The 19876-nt window shown below is 71.5% G+C and carries 18 protein-coding genes; 5 read left to right on the forward strand and 13 right to left on the reverse strand.

Annotated elements, in window-relative coordinates; genetic code table 11:
• Positions 1 to 324: 324 nt before the first annotated feature.
• From AB0I28_RS30840 to AB0I28_RS30850, 3 genes are read right to left on the reverse strand one after another with little or no spacing between them, the layout of a single operon-like run.
• The gene (locus tag AB0I28_RS30840; RefSeq protein WP_357499209.1) at positions 325 to 2064 is read right to left on the reverse strand and encodes a CDP-glycerol glycerophosphotransferase family protein; all 1740 of its coding nucleotides are present in this window, start codon (positions 2062 to 2064) and stop codon (positions 325 to 327) included.
• A 59-nt stretch (positions 2065 to 2123) separates the two neighbouring features.
• Positions 2124 to 2831, reverse strand: a complete 708-nt coding sequence (locus tag AB0I28_RS30845; RefSeq protein WP_357499210.1) for an SDR family oxidoreductase — start codon at positions 2829 to 2831, stop codon at positions 2124 to 2126.
• Positions 2824 to 3507, reverse strand: coding sequence for a 2-C-methyl-D-erythritol 4-phosphate cytidylyltransferase (locus AB0I28_RS30850; RefSeq protein WP_357499211.1), 684 nt, complete (start codon positions 3505 to 3507; stop codon positions 2824 to 2826). Before AB0I28_RS30850 ends, AB0I28_RS30845 begins: the two co-directional genes overlap by 8 nt.
• 341 nt (positions 3508 to 3848) lie before the next feature.
• On the opposite strand from AB0I28_RS30850, the gene AB0I28_RS30855 reads away from it, so the two are divergent.
• From AB0I28_RS30855 to AB0I28_RS30865, 3 genes are read left to right on the forward strand one after another with little or no spacing between them, the layout of a single operon-like run.
• On the forward strand, positions 3849 to 4589 hold the full coding sequence (locus AB0I28_RS30855) for an ABC transporter ATP-binding protein (RefSeq protein ID WP_357499212.1): 741 nt from the start codon (positions 3849 to 3851) through the stop codon (positions 4587 to 4589).
• Positions 4586 to 6643, forward strand: a complete 2058-nt coding sequence (locus AB0I28_RS30860) for a DUF5941 domain-containing protein (protein WP_357499213.1) — start codon at positions 4586 to 4588, stop codon at positions 6641 to 6643. The genes AB0I28_RS30855 and AB0I28_RS30860 overlap by 4 nt, the downstream gene beginning before the upstream one ends.
• Positions 6644 to 6646: 3 nt before the next feature.
• Positions 6647 to 7057, forward strand: a complete 411-nt coding sequence (locus AB0I28_RS30865) for a DCC1-like thiol-disulfide oxidoreductase family protein (protein WP_357499214.1) — start codon at positions 6647 to 6649, stop codon at positions 7055 to 7057.
• Between the two features lie 31 nt (positions 7058 to 7088).
• Here the strand turns inward: AB0I28_RS30865 and AB0I28_RS30870 are convergent, their stop codons facing one another.
• The gene (locus AB0I28_RS30870) at positions 7089 to 7958 is read right to left on the reverse strand and encodes an MFS transporter permease (protein ID WP_357499412.1); all 870 of its coding nucleotides are present in this window, start codon (positions 7956 to 7958) and stop codon (positions 7089 to 7091) included.
• Positions 7955 to 8395, reverse strand: a complete 441-nt coding sequence (locus AB0I28_RS30875; protein WP_357499215.1) for a hypothetical protein — start codon at positions 8393 to 8395, stop codon at positions 7955 to 7957. The genes AB0I28_RS30870 and AB0I28_RS30875 overlap by 4 nt, the downstream gene beginning before the upstream one ends.
• Positions 8396 to 8496: 101 nt before the next feature.
• On the opposite strand from AB0I28_RS30875, the gene AB0I28_RS30880 reads away from it, so the two are divergent.
• Both AB0I28_RS30880 and AB0I28_RS30885 read left to right on the forward strand, forming a co-directional pair.
• Positions 8497 to 9132 (forward strand): UdgX family uracil-DNA binding protein, encoded by a 636-nt coding sequence (locus AB0I28_RS30880; RefSeq protein WP_357499216.1) that lies wholly within the window; start codon positions 8497 to 8499, stop codon positions 9130 to 9132.
• A gap of 173 nt (positions 9133 to 9305) precedes the next feature.
• On the forward strand, positions 9306 to 9929 hold the full coding sequence (locus AB0I28_RS30885) for a hypothetical protein (RefSeq protein ID WP_357499217.1): 624 nt from the start codon (positions 9306 to 9308) through the stop codon (positions 9927 to 9929).
• Positions 9930 to 9936: 7 nt separating this feature from the next.
• Here AB0I28_RS30885 and AB0I28_RS30890 read toward each other — a convergent pair whose 3' ends face one another.
• The 8 genes from AB0I28_RS30890 to AB0I28_RS30925 all read right to left on the reverse strand — a co-directional run bounded on the left by AB0I28_RS30890 (position 9937) and on the right by AB0I28_RS30925 (position 19872).
• Positions 9937 to 11031, reverse strand: coding sequence for a uroporphyrinogen-III synthase (locus AB0I28_RS30890; RefSeq protein WP_357499218.1), 1095 nt, complete (start codon positions 11029 to 11031; stop codon positions 9937 to 9939).
• Positions 11028 to 11363: a nitrite reductase small subunit NirD gene (gene nirD / locus AB0I28_RS30895; RefSeq protein ID WP_357499219.1), complete on the reverse strand. Its 336-nt coding sequence runs from the start codon at positions 11361 to 11363 to the stop codon at positions 11028 to 11030. Before nirD ends, AB0I28_RS30890 begins: the two co-directional genes overlap by 4 nt.
• Entirely contained in the window at positions 11360 to 13816 is a 2457-nt protein-coding gene (nirB, locus tag AB0I28_RS30900) for a nitrite reductase large subunit NirB (protein WP_357499220.1), read from the reverse strand. Before nirB ends, nirD begins: the two co-directional genes overlap by 4 nt.
• Positions 13813 to 15207 carry an FAD-dependent oxidoreductase gene (locus tag AB0I28_RS30905; protein WP_357499221.1) on the reverse strand — a complete coding sequence of 465 codons (1395 nt, stop codon included), beginning with the start codon at positions 15205 to 15207 and terminating at the stop codon, positions 13813 to 13815. The genes nirB and AB0I28_RS30905 overlap by 4 nt, the downstream gene beginning before the upstream one ends.
• On the reverse strand, positions 15204 to 17237 hold the full coding sequence (locus AB0I28_RS30910; RefSeq protein WP_357499222.1) for a molybdopterin oxidoreductase family protein: 2034 nt from the start codon (positions 17235 to 17237) through the stop codon (positions 15204 to 15206). The genes AB0I28_RS30905 and AB0I28_RS30910 overlap by 4 nt, the downstream gene beginning before the upstream one ends.
• Before the next feature lie 94 nt (positions 17238 to 17331).
• The gene (locus tag AB0I28_RS30915) at positions 17332 to 18687 is read right to left on the reverse strand and encodes an MFS transporter (protein WP_357499223.1); all 1356 of its coding nucleotides are present in this window, start codon (positions 18685 to 18687) and stop codon (positions 17332 to 17334) included.
• 94 nt (positions 18688 to 18781) lie between these two features.
• Positions 18782 to 19339, reverse strand: a complete 558-nt coding sequence (locus tag AB0I28_RS30920; protein WP_357499224.1) for a DinB family protein — start codon at positions 19337 to 19339, stop codon at positions 18782 to 18784.
• A 53-nt stretch (positions 19340 to 19392) separates the two neighbouring features.
• Entirely contained in the window at positions 19393 to 19872 is a 480-nt protein-coding gene (locus tag AB0I28_RS30925; protein ID WP_357499225.1) for a MarR family transcriptional regulator, read from the reverse strand.
• Positions 19873 to 19876: the final 4 nt, after the last annotated feature.

Raw genomic sequence — 19876 nt, forward strand, 5'->3', positions numbered from 1 at the left:
CCCCACCAGGAACTCCGTCCCTGGACCCGGTTCTCTCGCCTGGGTTGCGGGCCGTTTGGTCGGCTCTTGTGTGCGGCCGGCTTCGCCTCGGCCGCAGGCCCGCAGGCCGCAGGCCGCTGGCCGTCGGCCCGCCAACCCTCTGCCGGGCACCCGCCAGGGGGTCGTGCGGTGACGGTCGGGTGAGTTGCTCAAGCAAGAGGACCCGCGCATTTGCGCGGGTCCTCTTCAAACCTCTATCGAACCAGCCGCACGAGCGGGCGGGCGGGGGGAGCGAGGCGAACCGGTCAGGCCTCCCGGCCTGACCTTCGATCCGATCCCCGGCCGCTACTCCTCGTCATCCCTTAAAACCGCCGCGGCGTGGTGCTGCTGCGGTACCTCGGAACCGTTCCCCGCGAATCCCGCCTTCCCGAGCAGGTCCCCGCGCACGGCGTCGAGGAAGCCGTTGACGTACGTGCCCGGGAAGTCCCCGAGGTAGTACGTCTTCATGTCCCGGCGGCGGTCGGCGAGGGGGTCGAGCTTCAGGAGGCGATCCAGCACGTCGGGGACGTTGGAGGCGTTGGACTTCACCACGTAGGCGGCCTGCGAGAGCGGGAAGCTCTTGTGGAAGCGTTCGCCTTCGTCGAGCATGTCGGTGATCGCGAAGGGCTTCTCGGAGTACAGCCAGTCGGAGGCGACGGCGGTGACGTCGGAGACCATCGCGTCGCAGGCGTTCATGCACTCGAACAGCGACATGTCCTTGGTCGTCGTCTTCCCCCACTTGTGGGCGCGGCCGGTCTTGGCGGCGTCCTCGGCCAGCAGCTGCTCGACGCGCGCCATCTGGCGGGCCGAGGCGGGGTTGCGGGCCGTGTAGGGGTGGGGGCGGAAGACGATCGTCGCGCCGCGTTCGATGAGCCCGGTGAGGATCTTCTCGGCGATGGACAGGGAGCAGTAGTTGGTGTCGGTGAACCAGCCCGACCAGGTGGGGGCGTAGAACACCGTGGGCGAGGCGACGTCGGCGATCGGCGTGCGGACGATCTCCACTTCGGACACCTGAGGGCGCCCGACGATGGTGAACTTCTCCTCGGGGATGAGGACGTTGTTGTCCCTGTAGCGGTCGATGCCCGCCTGGCCGGCCACGTAGATCTTGTCGAACATGGCGGTGACCGGGTTGTAGCTGGAGGCCTTGTCGGAGTCGCCGTGCAGCAGCTGGATGTGCGTCAGGTGCGAGAAGCGGATCGACTGGACGTTCTTCATGCCGTTGTTGACGTAGAAGGCGGCCTTCAGCGAGGGCACGATGACCTGTTCGAGCTGGCCCATGCTGGGGGCGACGACGACGGGCGCCTTCGTCAGCCGGGCCATGGCGGCGATGCCGCGGTTCTCGCGCAGCACCACCATGTAGGGGACTTTCAGCGCTTCCAGGTACGGCAGCCACATGCCCACGTGGTACTCGGTGCCGGCGGGCGCGGAGTAGTGGACCATGAACTGCGGCGCGTGCTTCTCCAGCGCGTCCCAGACGGCCTGGTCGCCGTTGTGGCCGTGGGTGCTGGAGCGGCGTTCGCGCCAGGCGTTGAGGACGGCGCTGAAGTTGACGATCGCGACGACGGCCAGCCCGGCGATGACCGGCCACGCCGTTCCGCCGATGGCGACGCTGACGGCGTAGAGGACCAGCAGCCCGAGGTGGGCCAGGTATGGCCACTTCGGGGCGAGGAACTTCTCCCGCTTGGAGCGCGCGACCTTGAGGTTGCGCGACTCCAGGCGACCGACGTTGAGCGCTTCCCGCAGGAGCGGCTCATAGAGCGTGACCAGCAGCAGGAGGACGCCGCACAGAAGGTTGATGAGCTCACCGGCGCCGTTCTCCGACTTCACCGCCCAGACCATGAGCGCCGCGGTGATCAGCGCGCGGTCGGGGAGGGACTTCGCGAGTCCTTCGGAGCGGTGGTTGAACCACAGGTATCCCAGGGCGAGGGCGGTGACGCCGAAGCCGAGCCATGGCAGGTCGGTGAGCGCGAAGGCGGCGAGGGCGAAGACGCCCAGGCCGGCCGGGGCGAGTTTCCCGGTGACCTTCTTCAGTGTGGCTTTGTCCATTGTGGATTGTCCCGGTTGTCGTATCGGTCAACTGTCTTCGGGAGGGGGGGACGGCCCGTCTACATCCTGACGACGAGGTTGCGGCTGTCGACGAAGCGGCCGACGTCGGACTGCAGCATCTCGATGACGCCGGCGACGTGCTCCGGCTGCATGATCGTCGTCGGGTCCTCGTCCGGAGCCAGGGTCTTGCGCAGATCGGTGGCGCAGCGGCCGGGTGAGATGCAGACCACGCGGGTGCCGTAGATGGCCAGCTCCTCCTTCATCACCTCGCTCATGGTGATGACGGCGGCCTTCGACGCCGAGTAGGTCAGCCAGCCCGGGCGCCCGTTCATGCCGGCCGTCGAGGCGATGTTCACGATCAGCTCGAAGGTGTTGCCGTTGTGCAGCAGCTCCTGGACGATCGTGAACGGCGCGTACAGGTTGACGCCGATGGTCCGCTCGAAGTCGGCGAACTCGATCTGCTGGATCGACATGGGCGAGGTGTAGCCGGCGTTGTTGACCAGCAGGTCGACCTTGCCGTGCTCGGCCATGACGTCCTTCATCAGCCCGACGGTCCGCGCGCGGTCGGCCAGGTCGATGTTGTACGAGTGCACCTTCTTGCCGTGCGGGTTGTCGGCGGCCAGTTTGTCGAGGAACGCCGAGAACGCCTCCGATTCCCGCGCCAGCAGGATGAAGTCGTTGACGTCGTTGTCGCCGTAGAAGAAGCGCTCGATGGTGGCCGCCCCGATCCCCTTAGAGGCTCCGGTGACCAGTAGTGACTTACTCATCGTCGTCTTCTCCTCCCAGCAAGAAGCCGGCCAGTCGTACGTCGGTGGGGGTGGTGACCTTGAAGTTGCGGTCGGTGCCGTCGAGGAAGTACACGTCGTAACCGGCCTCGGTCGCCAGGGTGCCGTCCTCGTTGAAGACGACGCCCTCGCGCACGGCCCACTCGTGGGCACCGGCGAGGTCGGCCTTGCGGTACTTCTGCGGCAGCTGCACGTTGCGCAGCTTGTCGCGGTCGAGCGAACCGGTCACCTTGTTGGCGGCCGGGTCGACCGGCGCGACGGTGAACGGGATCGGCAGCATGTAGCTGACGTTGTCGTGCGGGTCGGCGATGAGCCGGCGGATGTCTCCGGCGCTGATCAGCGGCCGGGCCGTCTCGTGCAGGACGATGTGCTCGTTCTTGCAGTGCGGCAGGAGGTTGCGGACCGACTCGTGGCGGGTGGCGCCGGCCGGGACGTAGGTGACCGGCTTCTTGATCGCGTAGTCGATGACGAGCTTCTCGACGTCCTCGCGCCACCCCTCGGGGTAGTTGACGACGATCTCGTCGATCTCGGCGACCGCGTCGGCGGCGACGAGGGAGTAGACGATGATCGGGATCCCGTTGACCCGGATGAACTGCTTCGGCTGGCCCGCCGCGACCCGGCTGCCGATACCGCCATTGAGAAGAACCAGGCTATACATCAATTACCCCTTGTGAACAGCGTTACGGTCATTGAACTGCATATATACGTATACGGCGCGGTAAGCAGCATGTGACGGTAACGCTCTCCGGTGGTTGTGGTCGACGACGACACCCGCTCCGGAGCGGCCGAGGAGGTCTCGGCTGTCCGGGAGGTGAATGGCGAATGACGCCACGGTTAGCCTACGTCGTCGAGTTGGCCACGGATGTTACCCCATTACGACCTGCCCGCAGCCTGCGAGGTTACCTGGGGTTTCACCGCATCCGAGCGCAAGGTGGGACCTGGAAAGCCGCATCGGTAACATGTGCCACTGATTCCCCACCGCCCCGCCGAGGAGCCCGTGTGAGCAAGCCGATCATCGAGGCCAGAGACCTCGGTATCCGGTTCGTACGCAGTCGCAAGCGCAAGCTGAAACTGCGGGACATGATCATCCATCGCGGCGGCCGCCAGCCGAGCGCCGAATACTTCTGGCCCCTGCGCAACGTCACCTTCGGCATCGGTGAAGGCGAGGCCGTCGGCGTCATCGGTTCCAACGGCACCGGCAAGTCGACCCTCCTGAGGCTGATCTCCGGCGCCCTCGTCCCCGACGAGGGCAGCGTCCACTGCCGCGGCAAGGTCGCCCCCCTCCTACAGCTGTCGGCCGGCTTCTCCGGCGACCTCACCGGCCGCGAGAACGTGTACATGGTCGCCGGCATGCACGGCATGACCCGCAAGCAGATCCGGGCGAAGTTCGACGAGATCGTGGCCTTCTCGGAGATCGAGAAGTTCATCGACACCCCCGTCACGCACTACTCCTCGGGCATGAAGGTGCGCCTCGGCTTCTCCGTGGTCACCCAGCTCGGGCACCCGATCCTGCTCGTCGACGAGGCCCTGGCCGTCGGCGACAAGCGTTTCCGCGCCAAGTGCTACAAGAAGATGGAGTCGATGCTGGCCGAGGGCCGCACCCTCTTCCTCGTCTCCCACAGCGAAGGCGACCTCAAGCGCTTCTGCACCCGCGGCCTCTACCTGGACGCCGGGCAGCTGGAGGTCGACGGCACCCTCGACGAGGCCCTGGACGCCTACAACCTGGCGACCGGCTCATGACGCGGGTGGCCCTGCTCGCCACTACCCCAGGCGCCCTCGCGGTCGTCAACGGCGAGCTGCTAGCCGCCCGCCTCGACCGCCAGCTCTCCGCACTCGGCGCACGCATCGTCATCGTCGCGCGCCCGGCACTCGCCGGGCCGCTGCGCGACCTGGATCGCCGGGTGATCGTCTCGGAGGACGTCGACTCCGACCTCGCCGCCCTGGCCGACCTCGCCGCACACTCTGTGGCCGACGGCATACCTCTTGTTATATGTGCCGCCGACCTGTTGACCCCCGACTCGGCGCTGCGCGGCGTCCTGGGCGACTCGATTCCGCGCGTCGGGGCGCTCGTCGGCCCCTACGACGCGGGTGAGCACCTTCGCCTGGAACGCGGGCGCGTGGTCGCGGTCGCCACCTCCTTCCATGAGCTCGACGAGCCCAACGCCGGGCTGCGCGGACTCGTGCGCGTCGGCGAGCCGTTCTGCGCCGACTTCATCACCACCCTGGAGGCGCTGCGCGCCGAGGGCGTCCCCGCCCTGGCGCCCGACGCCGACGCGATCGTGCTGGCGGCTCTCGGCCTGGCGCGCTCCGGCGAGTCGGTCACGGCCTACCAGGTCAAGGGCCTGCCCTACCGGCGCGTCGACGGCGACGAGGACGCCGCCCAGGCGTGGGCGTACACGTCGAGCGTCGACGAGAAGGCGCTGCGCTACAAGCTCGCCCGCAAGGAGCACGACGACCTCTTCGCGACCTTCTTCGTGCTGCCGCTGGCGCCGAGGGTGATGCTGCTGGCCAAGCGGCTGAAGTTCACCCCGACCGGCGTCACCTGGCTGTCGATCCTGGTGGCCCTGGTCGGCGCGGGCCTGTTCGCGTGGGCGACGCGCCCGGCGCTGATCATCGGCGCGGTGCTGCTCTACGTGAGCTTCCTGCTCGACTGCGTCGACGGGGAGCTGGCCCGCTACACGCAGAAGTTCAGCCGCTTCGGCGGCTGGCTGGACATGATCGCCGACCGCTTCAAGGAGTTCCTGGTCTACGCCGGGCTGGCCGTCGGCGCGGTCGCCGCCGGGCACACCAACGCCTGGTGGCTGGCGATCGTGGCGCTGATGATGCTGTCCTGCCGCCACATGGTCGACACCTGGTACGGCACCATGCGCGACCACGACGTGCTGACCCGCGCCAAGGCGCCCTTCACGCAGGCGGCCGACCCCTTCCGGGTCGGCGAGAAGCGGCCGGAGCCGCAGGAGGGCCTGGCGAAGGCCGGCGGCGTCCTCGGCAAGGCCGCCACCGACTTCGGCGCGCGCAAGGGCAGCCTCAAGTACTGGTTCAAGCGGACCGCGGCCTTCCCGGTCGGCGACCGCTGGTTCGTGCTCGGTTTCTTCGCCGCCGTCTGGAACGGGCAGGTCGCCCTGGCGGCCTTCCTGGTCTGCGCGACCGGCTCGGCGCTCTACATCATGGCCGGGCGCGTCCTGCAGTCCTTCTCGGTGCGCGCGGCGGTCTTCGAGTCGGCCGACAAGTCCACGCACCGCGACGACGGGCCGATCGTGCGCCTGGTGTCGCTGTTCAAGTTCCCGGGCGCGGCGCCCCTGCTCTCGCTGGGCGGCGTGCTGCTCGTCCTGCTCGCCGGGGTGCTGACCACGCCGTGGACCGCGGGGGCGCGTCCGTGGACGATCCTCGCGGCCTTCGTCGTGCTGCTCCTGCTGGTCCCGACCGCTCGGCACGCCCATGGCGGCGCGCTCGACTGGCTGGTCCCGGCGGGGATGCGTGCCGCGGAGTACCTGTTCATCCTGTTCACGGGCCGTACCTACGGCGTGCCTCTGCCGTTGGTCTTCGCCACGCTGGGCGTGCTGGCCGTCTACCACTACGACCTCGCCGCGCGCATCGACAAGGCGGCCTCGCCGCTGTCGATCCGCTGGGCCGGACTGGGCTGGGAGGGCCGGGCGCTGCTGCTCACCCTCGGGGCGCTGTTCGACCTGGTGCCGCTGTTCATGTGGATCCTCCTGCTGGGGATCGGCGCGGTCTTCGTGGTGGGTTCGGTCACGGGAACCTTGGGTCAGCGGCGCCGTCCGGCCAATACTTGAGCCATGACAGCGGTGTTCCTGTACGACGGCGACTGCGCGTTCTGCTCCAGCTGTGCGCGCTTCGTCGAGAAGCGGATCCCGACCGGCGCCGACGTGGCCGCCTGGCAGCACCGTGACATCGCGGTCCTCGGTCTGACCGAGGCCGAGGTGGACGCGGCCGTCCAGTGGGTCGAGGTCGACGGTGCCGGGCGCCCCGGCGCGCCGCTGTCGGGTCCCGCCGCGATCGCCGCGCTGCTCAAGGACGCCGGCGGCGTGTGGCGGCCGATGGGCGCGGTGCTGGGGCTGCGGCCGGTGCTGGCCGTGGTCTGGCCGCTCTACCGGTGGGTCGCGCGCAACCGCGACAAGATGCCCGGCGGCACGGCCGCCTGCGCGCTGCCGCAGGCGCAGCGCGAAGCGGCTCGCAAGACGGAGTAGGGCGGACGCGCTTGCGCGTCCGCCCTACTTTTCAGGCCGGGGCCTCGACCGGTTCGCGGCGCCCGCGCAGGCGCTTGGCCCACTCCACCGGCCGTACCTTCTCCAGCGGCAGGAAGGCCGCCATGGCGACCAGGTGCGGGAGGAAGGAGATCGTGATCGTGCTGAACACGACCACGTGGAAGAGGTAGAAGCCGCCGATCGCCCACACTCGCCAGCGCTCCTTGAGGAAGAACACCGCCGGGCTGAGCAGCTCGAACATCACGATGCCCCACTGCGCGGCGACCAGCAGGCCCGGCACGTCGAGCAGCAGCCGCGCCGCCCAGGTGCCCCGGCGCAGGACCGCGCGGGTGAGGGTCGCGCCGCCCAGCCAGGCGAGCCCGCCGAAGCGGATCTTCGCCCACGAGGCCAGGAAGTAGGTCGCGATGACCGCGATCTGGGTGCAGCGCAGCGCCCAGCCGGCCGACTCCGAGCGGGTGGCGTCGCCGTGGCGGGCGCGGCCGACGGTCGGGAGCACGGCCAGCGCGACGAGGAAGCCGACGCGGTCGTGGTCGACCTTCCCGTAGCTCATCGCGATGATCATCCACTCCAGGTAGAGCAGGAAGACCGGCCAGCCGAGCAGGCGCGGCGCCCGGCCGGTCGCGGCGAGCAGCGCCAGCACGATCAGGGCCACGAAGATGCCGTTGACCAGCAGCGGCGTGGGCGTCGGCAGCGGCAGGATCCGCCCGATCGCCAGCGGCTGGTACAGCGCGCCGGGCACGGAGGCGTGGCTGCGGACCCAGTTGGTGAAGACCAGGAGGTCGGCGACGACGAAGAGATAACAGAGTGTGCGGAAGGCCGCGGCCCGCCCGAGCGGGACGGCCTCGTAGAACCAGCCGCCGACCTTGCCGGCGACGCGCCTCATCTGTCCCACGCCGTCACCACCTCGTCGACGACGACGCCGGTGGCGCTGCCGTCCTTGAGTTCGTGGTGTTCGACGATGATCTCGATCCGGACGAGCTCGGGCGCGTCGGGGCTGTGCTGCTCGTAGGCGGCGGCGATCGCGGCGACCAGGGCCGGGTCGGCCTTGAGCGCGGCCATCTGGCCCTCGACCTCGGCGCGGCGGACGCCGCTGTTGCGCTCGGTCAGCTCGAAGCGCGCACCGGTGACGTCGATGGCGTCGACGCGGGCGATGTCGACGGGCTTGTTGGGATCGTCGGTGGTGGAGAACATGCGGAAGGGGGCCAGGGGGAACCAGTCGTCCTGCCCGTACAAGGTCCCGGAGGCCAGGGCGGCCATCCCGACCAGCGCTATGAGGACCCGGACCAGCCGTCCCCTCGTCGTCAGACGCTCTATTGCCACCCGGGAAGGCTAGCGGCTGAGTGCATACCCGGTGTGGTGCGGGAGAGGGGAGGGCTCCCCTCGGAGCGTTTCCGCCCGCTGCGCGGGGGTATCCCCTGTTCATGGCAGAAGGAGCGGAGAGTTTCCTGCCCGAGGCGCGCGACGTCGAGTCGCTGCGCGAGGCCGCCGACGGCTGCCGCGGGTGCGGTCTCTACCGCGACGCGACGCAGACGGTGTTCGGCGCCGGGAAGCGCGACGCGCGGCTGCTGGTGATCGGGGAGCAGCCCGGCGACAGCGAGGACACGCGCGGCGAGCCCTTCGTCGGTCCGGCCGGCGGGTTGCTCGACCGCGCCCTGATCGCCGCGGGCGTCGACCGCGACGACGTGTGGCTGACCAACGCCGTCAAGCACTTCAAGTTCCGCCGCGCCGCCGGTGGCAAGCGGCGCCTGCATCAAAAGCCCGAGCGCTCGGAGGTCCTGGCCTGCCGCCCCTGGCTGCTGGCCGAGATCGCCGCCGTCGACCCCGAGCTGGTCGTGTGCCTCGGCGCGACCGCCGCGCAGGACCTGTTCGGCCCCTCGTTTCGGGTCACCCGGAGCAGGGGCGAGATCCTGGTCGCCGAGGAGCCCGAGGGCTTGCGCGTGCTGATCACGGTCCACCCCTCGTCGGTGCTGCGCACCCCCGGCGATTACCGCGACGCGGCCTTCGACGCGCTGGTCAGCGACCTCTCCAAGGCCGCCGAGGCGCTCGGCGCGCGGTAACACCCCCATCCCCCATCCCCTGTTCATCCCGGCCGCGAGTCGGGAGCCCGACCGAAACGCTGTCTTCGCGCCCCGCGTGGTGCATCGTCTCTTGCGTATCCCGGTGCCCCCTCCACCGTGGACGCCGTCGCGCACGGGGAGTGGGACCGCCGAGCGAGGGTAAGGACAGTGACATGACCGGCGTCTACCCGAACGTGCACGCGAGGATCCGCTGGACCCGGCGCGCGCCCGGTGCGCCCCCGTCCATCACGACGACCGCCATCTGGCTGCACGGCGACCGCTTCCACATCCGCGACGAGGCCGGCCGGGCCTACTCCGAGATCGTCGGCGACGTCACCGAACCGCGAGGCTTCGGGCTGATGCCGCAGACGGTGGAGGACTTCCTGGAGACCTGGACCGACCCGTCCGCCGGGCCGGGCGAGACCACCGACCTCTACGGCGACCTCACCACCGGGGAGGGCCTGGTGCGCGAGCCGGGCCGCAGCTGGGAGACCGCCGCGGCGATGATCGCGCCGGTCGCCGCCCAGTTGCTCAGCATCGGCCGCGACCAGGGTCTCGAACCCGTCGGCGAGCGCTATCATCTGGGCCGTGACTGCCTGGAGTTCGAGACCTTCCGGGAGGGCGCCGACAACGGCAGGGGGTTTCGCACCTCCGTGCGCTGGCTGTCGTGCGGTCCGTTCGTGTTGCTGCACGAGGTCAGTGACGCCGAGAACGCCGGGTTGTGCACTCGGCGTGAGGTGATCGAGCTGGCGGAGGGCGTCGTCGACGACTGTGAGGTGCGGCCGCCGTCGCGGTGAGCACCTCTCAGTCGACGCTGATGCGGTAGCCGCGTTTGATGACGGTGCTCACCGATCCTTTCAGGCCGAGGCCTTCGCGCAGGCGGTTGACGGCCATCTCGACGGCGTGGCCGTCGGATCCGCGGGGTAGCACCGCCAGCAGCTTGTCGCGGGAGAGGACCCGGCCGCCGGCCGCGGCGAGTTCGCGCAGGACCGCCATGGGCGCCGGTGCCAGGGCGCGCGGTTCGCCGTCGACGAGTACGAGGTGGCCGCGCACGTCGAGGCGCTCGCCGGTGGACAGGCGCACGACGACGGCTCGTTCGGGGAGCATGGCCGCGACGGTGCGGACCAGTGCGCCCAGGCGCGGCCGGTCGGGCTGTACGACGGGGATGCCCAGCTTCTCCAGGGGAGCGGCGGTGACGGGCCCGACGGCGGCGGCCAGGACGGTGCCTTCGCGCAGGACCGCGACGAGTTCGTCGGCGTGCCGTCCGGCGATGCGCAGCAGCGACTTCGCGGCCGGGGCGCTGGTGAAGGTGACCGCGTCGACGCGTCCGCCGCGGATCTGCTCGGCGAGCTGGCGGGCGGCGGGCAGGTCGGTCGGGGGAGCGCAGCGGTAGACCGGGATCGTCACGCCGGTCCCGCCGCCGGCCTCGATGACCGGGAGGAAGTCGTTGACGGGGTCGCCGTGGATCTGCACGGCGACGCGCAGGCCCGTGATGTCCTGCGCGGCGAGCCTTTCGACGATCTCGGAGCCGAGTTCACCGGGCGCCGACCACTCCTCGTCGAGCCCGGCGGCGCGGATCGCGCCGAGCGCCTTGGGGCCGCGCGCCCACAGCCGGCCCCGGCCGAGCGCCTCGCGCAGGCGCTCGCCGAGCCCCCAGCCCTCGGCGGTCTCCAGCCAGCCGCGGAAGCCGATGCCGGTGGTGGCGACGGTGATGTCGGGCGGGTCGCGGAGCAGGTCCTCGGTCGCGGCGCGCAGGTCGCGGTCGTCGGACAGGGGCACGATCCGCACGGTCGGCGCGGCGACGACCCTGGCGCCGCGCCGGACCAGCATCGCGGTCTGCTCGTCGCTGCGGCGCTGAGCGGTGACCGCGACGGTGTAGCCGGTCAGGGGCCCGGTCACGCCGCCGCTCCGGTGAGCAGTTCGACGTAGCCGTCCCGCAGCCGGACCGGATGGGTGGCGACCATGACGTTCTCGTCGTCGAGGCAGCGGCCGCTGTCGAGGGCGAAGACCTGCTTGTGCATCGGGGAGGCGACCGTGGCCACGCCGCCGCGGTCGCCGAGCACCCCGCGCGAGAGGACCTGCGCGCCGCTGAAGGGATCGAGGTTGTCCAGCGCGTACAGGCGGCCGTCGGCCAGCGGGAACAGCGCGACCTGCGACCCGTCGGGGAGGAGGGCGGCGGTGCCGCGCTCGGGTAGCAGCGCCGTCGGCGGGCAGATCCGCACCCAGCTCATGACCGCACCGCCGGGATCCCCAGCGCCACCGGCGCCGTCCGCGTCTCGGGGACCGGTTGCCGGCGCTCGCGGGTGAAGCGGATCGACGGGTCGGGGGTGCCGGGGGCGTTGACGAAGGACACGAAGCGCGAGAGCTTCACCGGGTCGTCGAGGACGCCGGCCCACTCGTCGGCGTAGCCCTCGACATGGCGGGCCATCGCCTCGTCGAGTTCGGCGCAGACGCCGAGGCTGTCGTCGACGATGACCTCGCGCAGGTAGTCGAGGCCGCCCTCCAGGCTCTCGATCCACGGCGCCGTGCGCTGGAGGCGGTCGGCGGTGCGGACGTAGAACATCAGGAAGCGGTCGATGTAGCGGACCAGGCTCTCGGTGTCCACATCGGACAGGAAGAGTTCGGCGTGCCGGGGCGTGAAGCCGCCGTTGCCGCCCAGGTAGAGGTTCCAGCCGTTCTCGGTGGCGATCACACCGAAGTCCTTTCCGCGCGCCTCGGCGCACTCGCGGGCGCATCCGGAGACCGCCGCCTTGATCTTGTGCGGGGAGCGCAGGCCCCGGTAGCGCAGTTCGAGGTCGATGGCCAGGCGCACCGAGTCCTGCACGCCGTAGCGGCACCAGGTCGTCCCGACGCAGGACTTCACCGTCCGCAGGGCCTTGCCGTAGGCGTGGCCGGACTCGAAACCGGCGTCGACCAGCCGCCGCCAGATCAGCGGCAGCTGCTCGACGCGCGCGCCGAACAGGTCGATGCGCTGCCCGCCGGTGATCTTGGTGTACAGGTCGAAGTCGCGGGCGACCTCGCCGATCACGATCAGCTTCTCCGGGGTGATCTCACCGCCGGGGATGCGCGGCACGACCGAGTAGCTGCCGTCGCGCTGGAGGTTGGCCAGGAAGTGGTCGTTGGTGTCCTGCAGCGAGGCCCGCTCCGACTCCAGCACGTGTCCGTTGTGGAGGGACGCCAGGATCGAGGCCACCACCGGCTTGCACACGTCGCACCCGCGCCCGGTGCCGTGCTCGGCGACCAGCGCGCTGAAGGTCGCGATACCGCGCACCCGCACGATGTCGAAGAGTTCGGCGCGCGAGTGCGCGAAGTGCTCGCACAGCGCCTTGCTCTGCGCCACACCGGACTCGGCCAGCAGCCGCTTCAGCAGCGGCACGCACGAACCGCACGTCGTACCGGCCCTCGTGCACGACTTCAAGGAGGGCACATCGTCGTGCCCGGCGGCGATCGCGGCGGTGACGGTGTCCTTGGTGACCGCGTTGCACGAGCAGATCTGCGCCGCACCGGGCAGCTCGCGCTCACCGGCCTCCTTCGACAGCAGGTCGGCCAGGCGCCCCGGAACCGGACCGCCGACCGCCGCGCGCAGCACCGGATAGGCCTCGGCGTCGCCGACGAGGATCCCGCCCAGCAGCGTCGCGGCGTCGTCGGAGAGCACCAGCTTGGCGTAGACGCCCTCCGCCGGTTCCAGGTACGTCGCCTCCAGCGGCCCCTCACGGACACCGAAGGAGGCCACGTCGACACCGAGGAGCTTGAGCTTCGTCGCGGTGTCGGCGCCCGGGAAGGTCGCCGCGCCACCGGCGACACGGTCGGCGGCCACCTCGGCCATCGTGTAACCCGGCGCCACCAGCCCGAAGCACACGCCCTCCATCGCCGCGCACTCGCCGATCGCCGAGATCGCCGGATCGCTCGTCCGGCAGGCGGAGTCGACCAGGACGCCGCCGCGCTCGCCGAGGGCGAGCCCGGCCTCGCGGGCGAGCGCGTCGCGGGGGCGGATGCCTGCGGCGAAGACGACGAGGTCGGTGGTGATGGAGTCGCCGGCCGCGGTGGCCAGCGTCAGGCGGGGGCCGTCGTGGACGGCAATGACGGCTGTTCCACAGTGGACGCCGATGCCGAGCCGGGTGATGTGGTCGCGCAGGACCGCGCCGCCGGCGGGGTCGAGCTGGGCGGGCATGAGGTGCGGCGCGAACTCGACGACCTCGGCGTCGAGGCCGAGCAGGAGCAGGGCGTTGGCGGCCTCCAGGCCGAGCAGCCCGCCGCCGACGACCACGCCGTGCCGCTTCCCGGCGGCGAAGGAGCGCAGGGCCTCCAGGTCGTCGAGTGTGCGGTAGACGAAGCAGCCGGGGGTGTCGGTGCCCGGGATCGGCGGCACGAAGGGGAAGGAGCCGGTGGCCAGCACCAGGTGGTCGTAGGCGTAGGAGCCTTGAGCACTGTGGACGGTCCGGTTCTCCCGGTCGATGCGCAGCGCGGGTTCGCCGAGCCGCAGGTCGACGGCCGGATCGGGCTTGCCGACGCTCAGGTCCTCGGCGGTGGCGCCGTCGAAGAAGGCCGACAGCCGGACCCGGTCGTAGGCGGGCCGGTTCTCCTCGGCCAGCACGGTGAGGCGGGCCTCGGGGTCGCGCTGCCGCATCGCCTCGGTGAACCGGCGGCCGACCATGCCGTCGCCGAGTACCACGATCCGCTTCACGCGTTCACCTCCGTGAGTTCGCCGGCGGGCGCGGTCTCGCGCAGCCAGCCGCAGATGGCGGCCACGTCGCCGGCGCAGCCGCCGCAGCCGGTCGCGGCCATGGTGGCCTTCGACAGTTCGTTCGGTGTGCGCGATCCCTTGGCGTAGGCGCGGACGAGCGCGCCCTTGTGGACGGTGTTGCAGCGGCACACGACGGCGTCGTCGGGCTGCGCGGCGGGTGTCGCCGGCCGCGGCGGCTCGCCGAAGGCCCTGCCGAGCAGCAGCGTCCGGCGGTCGCGGGGGACCGGGTCGCCGTGGTCGAAGAGCTGGGTGACCTGGCCGGTGGTCGGGTTGTCGCCGAGCAGGACCGCGCCGGCCAGTCGGTCGGCCTCGATCACCAGCCGCACATAGGTTCCGCGCGCGGCATCCACATAGGACACGACCTCCTCGCCGTCGAGGCTGCCCATGGCGGCCAGGTCGATCCCGCCGGCCTTGAGCCGGGTGACGGGACGAACCCCCTGGTAGCTCGCGGGGGTGCCGGTCAGGACGCGGGCGACGACGTCGGCCTGTTCCCAGGCGGGGGCGACGAGCCCGAAGTTCTGGCCGAGGTACTCGGCGCAGTCGCCGATGGCGTAGACGGCCGGATCGCCGGTGCGGCACTGGTCGTCGATGACGACGCCCCGGCCCACGGTGATGCCGGCGGACTCGGCCAGCGCGGTGCGCGGCTTCACCCCGCAGGAGACGACCAGCAGGTCGCCTTCGAGGACGCGGCCGTCGCCGAGGCCGAGCCGCACGCCGTCGGCGTCGCCTTCGACGCCGGAGACGGCGACATTGGTGAGCACCGAGACGCCCAGCGCGGCGAGTGTTCCGGCGAGCAGGTCGCCGGCGACGGTGTCGAGCTGGCGTTCCATGAGGTGCCCGGCGGCGTGGACGACGGTGACGTCCATGCCCCGGCCCGCCAGCCCTCGGGCGGCTTCCAGGCCCAGCAGTCCGCCGCCGAGGACGAGCGCGCGGCGGCGGCCCTCCGCGGCGGCGAGGATCGCGCGGCAGTCGGCCATCGAGCGGAACACCGTCACGTTGCGCGGCAGTGGATCCAGGCCCGGGACGGGCGGGAGCGCGGCCTCGGCGCCGGTGGCCAGGACGAAGGCGTCGTAGCCGACTCCGTTGACCTCGCGGGCGTGCGTGTCGAGGCTGGTGACGGCCTCGCCGAGGCGCAGGTCGACGTGCGCGGGCGGCGCGGGCAGGCTCAGGTCGGCCTCGGCGTGCGTTCCGGCCAGGATCCCGGGAAGCAGCACGCGGTTGTACGCGGGTTCGTGCTCGGCTCCGAAGACGGTGACCTCGGCGCCGCGCAGTCCCAGCTCGCGGGCGAGGCGTGCGCCGGCCATGCCGTATCCGGCGATGACGACCTTCATGGTGTCTCCTCCTGCGGGTGGATGCGGACCGCGCAGACCTTGAACTCGGGCATGCGCGATATCGGGTCGAGGGCGTCGTTGACCGCGTTGTTGGCGCCCGGCCAGTGGAAGGGCGCGAAGATCGTGTCGGTGCGCATGCCGTCGTCGAGGCGGGCGGGGGCGGTGAAGTCCCCGCGCCTGCTGGTGACGCGGACCGTCGCGCCCTCGGCGATCCCGTGCCGGGCGGCGGTGTCGGGGTGGATCTGGACGAAGGGCTCGCCGGGAAGCGAGGTGCGGCGGGTCTGCGTGCCCGACTGGTACTGCGTCAGGACGCGCCCGGTGGTCAGGTGCAGCGGGTACTCGCCGTCGCGGGGCTCGTCGGGTGCGCGGTGCTCGACGGGGACGAAGCGCGCGCGGCCGTCGGGGGTGGCGAAGCGGCCGTCGGTGAACAGCCGGGGCGTCCCGGCGTGCTCGGTGTCGGGGCAGGGCCAGTGCACGGCCTCCCCGGCGTCGAGGCGCTCGTAGGTGACGCCGTGGTAGTCGGCGGTGCCGCCCCGGCTGGCTCGCCGCAGTTCCTCGAAGACCTTGCGCGGCACCGGATCGAAGCCCTCGGTGACGCCGAGGCGCCCGGCGAGCCCGGACAGCACGTGCAGGTCGGAGCGCGCCTGCCCGGGCGGTGCCAGGAGGGCACGGCGCCGGATGACCTTGCCTTCGAGGTCGGTCATGGTGCCCTCCTCCTCGGCCCACTGGGTGACGGGGAGGACGACGTCGGCCAGCCGCGCGGTCTCCGAGGGCAGGAAGTCGCAGACGACGAGTGCGTCCAGAACGGACAGTCGCTTGTGGACACTGAGCGAGCGCGGCGCCGACACCGCCGGGTTGGAGCCGAAGACCAGCAGTACCTTGACCTCGTCGCCGAGCATCCCGAGCAGCTCCACCGCCGAGGGCCCGGCCCCCGGCAGCGAGTCGGGGTCGACGCCCCAGACGCCCGCGACGTGCTCGCGCGCGGCGGGGTCGTCGATGCGCCGGTACCCGGGGAGCTGGTCGGCCTTCTGGCCGTGCTCGCGGCCGCCCTGCCCGTTGCCCTGCCCGGTGAGCGTCCCGAAACCGCTGGACGGGCGGCCGGGCAGGCCGAGCGCCAGGGCCAGGTTGATCCAGGCGTTGACGGTGTCGACGCCCTTGCCGTGCTGCTCGGCGCCGCGCGCGGTCAGGATCGCGCGGGGTCCGGTGGCCAGCATGTCCACGGCCCGGTACAGGTCGGCGGCGGCGACGCCGGTGATCCGCTCCACGCGGGCCGGCCAGTAGGCCGCGACAGTCCGCGCGACCTCGGCGAAACCCGTGGTGCGGCCGACGATGTAGGCCTGGTCGAGCAGTCCGCGCTCGACGGCGATGTGCAGCAGCCCGTTGGCCAGCGCCAGGTCCGTGCCCGGCGCGGCCGCCAGGTGCAGTTCGGCCTGGCGCGCGGTGGCCGTCGCGCGCGGGTCGACGACGATGAGCCGCCGCCCGGCCAGGTGCCGCATGAACGGCGGCATCGTCTCGGCGGGGTTGGCGCCGGCCAGCAGGACGGTGTCGGCGCCGGCCAGATCGGCCGCGGGGAAAGGCATCCCGCGGTCGACGCCGAAGGCCCTGATCCCCGCCGCGGCCGCCGAGGACATGCAGAAACGGCCGTTGTAGTCGATGTTGGGCGTGCGCAGCGCGACACGTGCGAACTTGCCCAGCAGGTAGGCCTTCTCGTTGGTGAGGCCGCCGCCGCCGAAGACCGCGACCGCGCCGGGGCCGAACTGCGCCTGCGCCGAGCGGATCCGGTCGGCGATCAGGTCCAGCGCCTCGTCCCACCCGGCGGGCTCGCCGCCGACGAGGGGAGTGGTGATCCGCTCGGGGTGGCCGAGCAGTTCCGGCGCGGTCCAGCCCTTCTGGCACAGGCCGCCGCCGCGCGGGGACGCCGCGACGGTGCCCGCCGCGTCGCGGGTGAGCGTCATCCCGCACTGGAGCGCGCAGTACGGGCAGTGGGTGTCCACCGCCCGTGCCCGCGCGTTCCGAGTGCTTTGCTCCATGTGCACACCGTCTGCCCTGGGCGTTTCACTTCGGCGACCCGAATGTTTCCGGCGGGAAAAGTCGCCCGCACACGCCCGGCCGCCAGAGGGAAGATCAGACCGGGATCGCGCGCGGTGCCCGCTGGTAGGACCACCAGGTCAGCGCCAGGCAGCAGGCGTAGCCGGCCAGGAACACCCACAGCGCGGTGTCGATGGACCCGGTCGCGGCCAGCGAGGAGCCGAAGCCGCGCGGGATGAGGAAGCCGCCGACCGCGCCGACCGCCGACGCGAAGCCGATCACCGCCGCCGCCCGCCCCCGCGAGCGCGCCAGGGCCTCCTCCGTCGGCGCCGAACCCGCCTCGGCGCGAAACACCGCGGGGATCATGCGGAAGGTCGAGCCGTTGCCGACCCCGCTGAACACGAACAGCACGAGGAAGGCGCCGAAGAACAGCGCGAAGGAGCCGGCCGCGATGCCGAACATCGCCGCGACCGTGCCAAGGCCCATGAACGCGAAGGACGCGCTGGTCACCCGCGCGCCGCCGATCCGGTCGGACAGCCAGCCGCCGACCGGCCGCGCCGCCGAGCCGACCAGCGGTCCCACTGCGGCGATCCACATCGCGGCCATGTCGGGGAAGGCGGCCTTGATGACCAGCGGGAAGGCCGCCGAATAGCCGATGAAGGAACCGAAGGTGCCGATGTAGAGGACCGCGATGATCCAGGCGTGGCGGCTGCGCAGGGCCTCGATCTGGCGCCGCAGCGGGGTTCTGGCCACCGAGAGGTTGTCCATGAACGCCCACGCGCACACCGTCGCCGCGACCACCGGCAGCACCCACAGCAGCGGCGCGTTGTGCAGCCACAGCCCCTCGCCCTGCGCGGCGCCGATGACGCCGACGCCGATCACGGCGGGCACGGCGAACTGGACGACCGCGACCCCGACGTTGCCGCCGGCGGCGTTGAGGCCGAGCGCCAGGCCCTTGCCGCGCTCGGGGAAGAAGTAGGAGATGGAGGCCATCGAGGAGGCGAAGTTCCCGCCGCCCAGCCCCGCCGTGACCGCCGCCGCCATGAACACCCAGTACGGCGTCCCCGGCGTCGTCAGCGCGTGGATCATCAAGGTCAAGGGGATGAGCAGCAGCGCGCTCGACACGATCGTCCACTGTCGACCGCCGAAGCGCGCGACGGCGACGGTGTAAGGGATCCGCGTGAACCCGCCGACCAGGTTCGGCACCGCGACCAGCCAGAACAGCTGGTCGACGGAGAAGGCGAACCCGGCGGCGGGCAGGCTCACCGCGACGACCGACATAAGCAGCCACACCGAGAAGGCCAGGTGCTCGGAGAAGATGGAGAAGACGAGGTTGCGCCGCGCGACGGCCCGCCCTCCGGCGCGCCAGAAGTCGGGGTCGTCGGGACGCCAGTCGCCTATCCAGCGACGGCCGGTGCGGGTGGTCGTGACAGTCGTGCCAGTCGTGGTCATCCCACGACGGTGGGCCGGGGCCGTTGCGGACGCGTTCGGCCCCGGTACCCGCCCGGTGACAAAGGGATCACGGCCGCCGCCGGCCGCCGTGAGGCTACTGGCCGACGCGCCCGTCGATGCGCTCGCGGAGGAGGTCGGCGTGTCCGTTGTGGCGCGCGTACTCCTCGATCATGTGGACCATGACCTCGCGCAGCGCGACGCGGGTCTGCTCGGACTTGCTCATGACGCCCATGTCGGTCGCGGCGTCGACGAAGCGCTCGGAGTTCTCGACCTGCGCCCGCCAGTCGTCCCACGCCTCGGCGACGGACGCGTCGTCGGAGTCGGTGGCCTCGAACGCCTCCTCGCCCGGGTAGCGGGCCGGGGCGTCCTCGGCGGCCAGGATGCGGCGGAACCAGGCGCGCTCCACGTCGGCCAGGTGCCGCAGCAGGCCGAGCAGGGAGAGGTTGGACGGCGGAATCGGGCGGCGGGCCATCTGCTCGGCGTCGAGGCCGGCGCACTTGAGCTGGAAGGTGAGTCGCCGGTCGCGCAGGGAGCCGGCGAGCGTCGCGTGCTCCCCCTCCCAGCCGCCGTCCTCGCGGGGGTCCTCGTCGGGGGCCACGAACATGTCCGACCATCCGAAGGTGCGGGTGGTCTCCTGCGTTGTGTCTGACATGTCCTCGACCATTGCGCATGGAAGTGTTGTGCGCCACAGGTTTTAGCGAGGGGTCAACCGCCCCCGAAGACCCCCCGCAGCCCCGCCGCCGCCGCGTCGACGGCCTCGCGCGGTACCCCCGCGAAGACCTTCTCGTGCGCGGCGGTGTTGGCCAGCACGGCCCGCTCGGCGAGGGCCACGCCGTCGGCGGTCAACTCGATCCAGGTGCTGCGGGCGTCCGCGGGGTCGGCGACGCGGCGGACGAGGCCGCCGGCCTCCAGCTGGTTGACGGCGTTGCTGGTGCCGCCGGTCGACAGCAGCAGTGAGCGGGCCAGCTCGTTGGGCTTGAGCCGGTACGGCTTTCCCGCCCGGCGAAGGCCGATGAGGATGTCGAACCCGGCGATGGTCAGCCCCAGCGACGGCAGGAGTTCGCGGGTGGCGCGTTCGAGCCGGGCGCCGAGCACCATGATCCGCTTGCTCAGTTCGGAGGCGGGGCCGAGCGCCTGGGGCATTTCGGCGCGCCAGGTCGCGATGAGTGCGTCGACGGGATCCACGGCC

This window comes from Phytomonospora sp. NPDC050363 (genome assembly GCF_040655735.1).
In the GTDB taxonomy this organism is placed as follows: domain Bacteria; phylum Actinomycetota; class Actinomycetes; order Mycobacteriales; family Micromonosporaceae; genus Phytomonospora.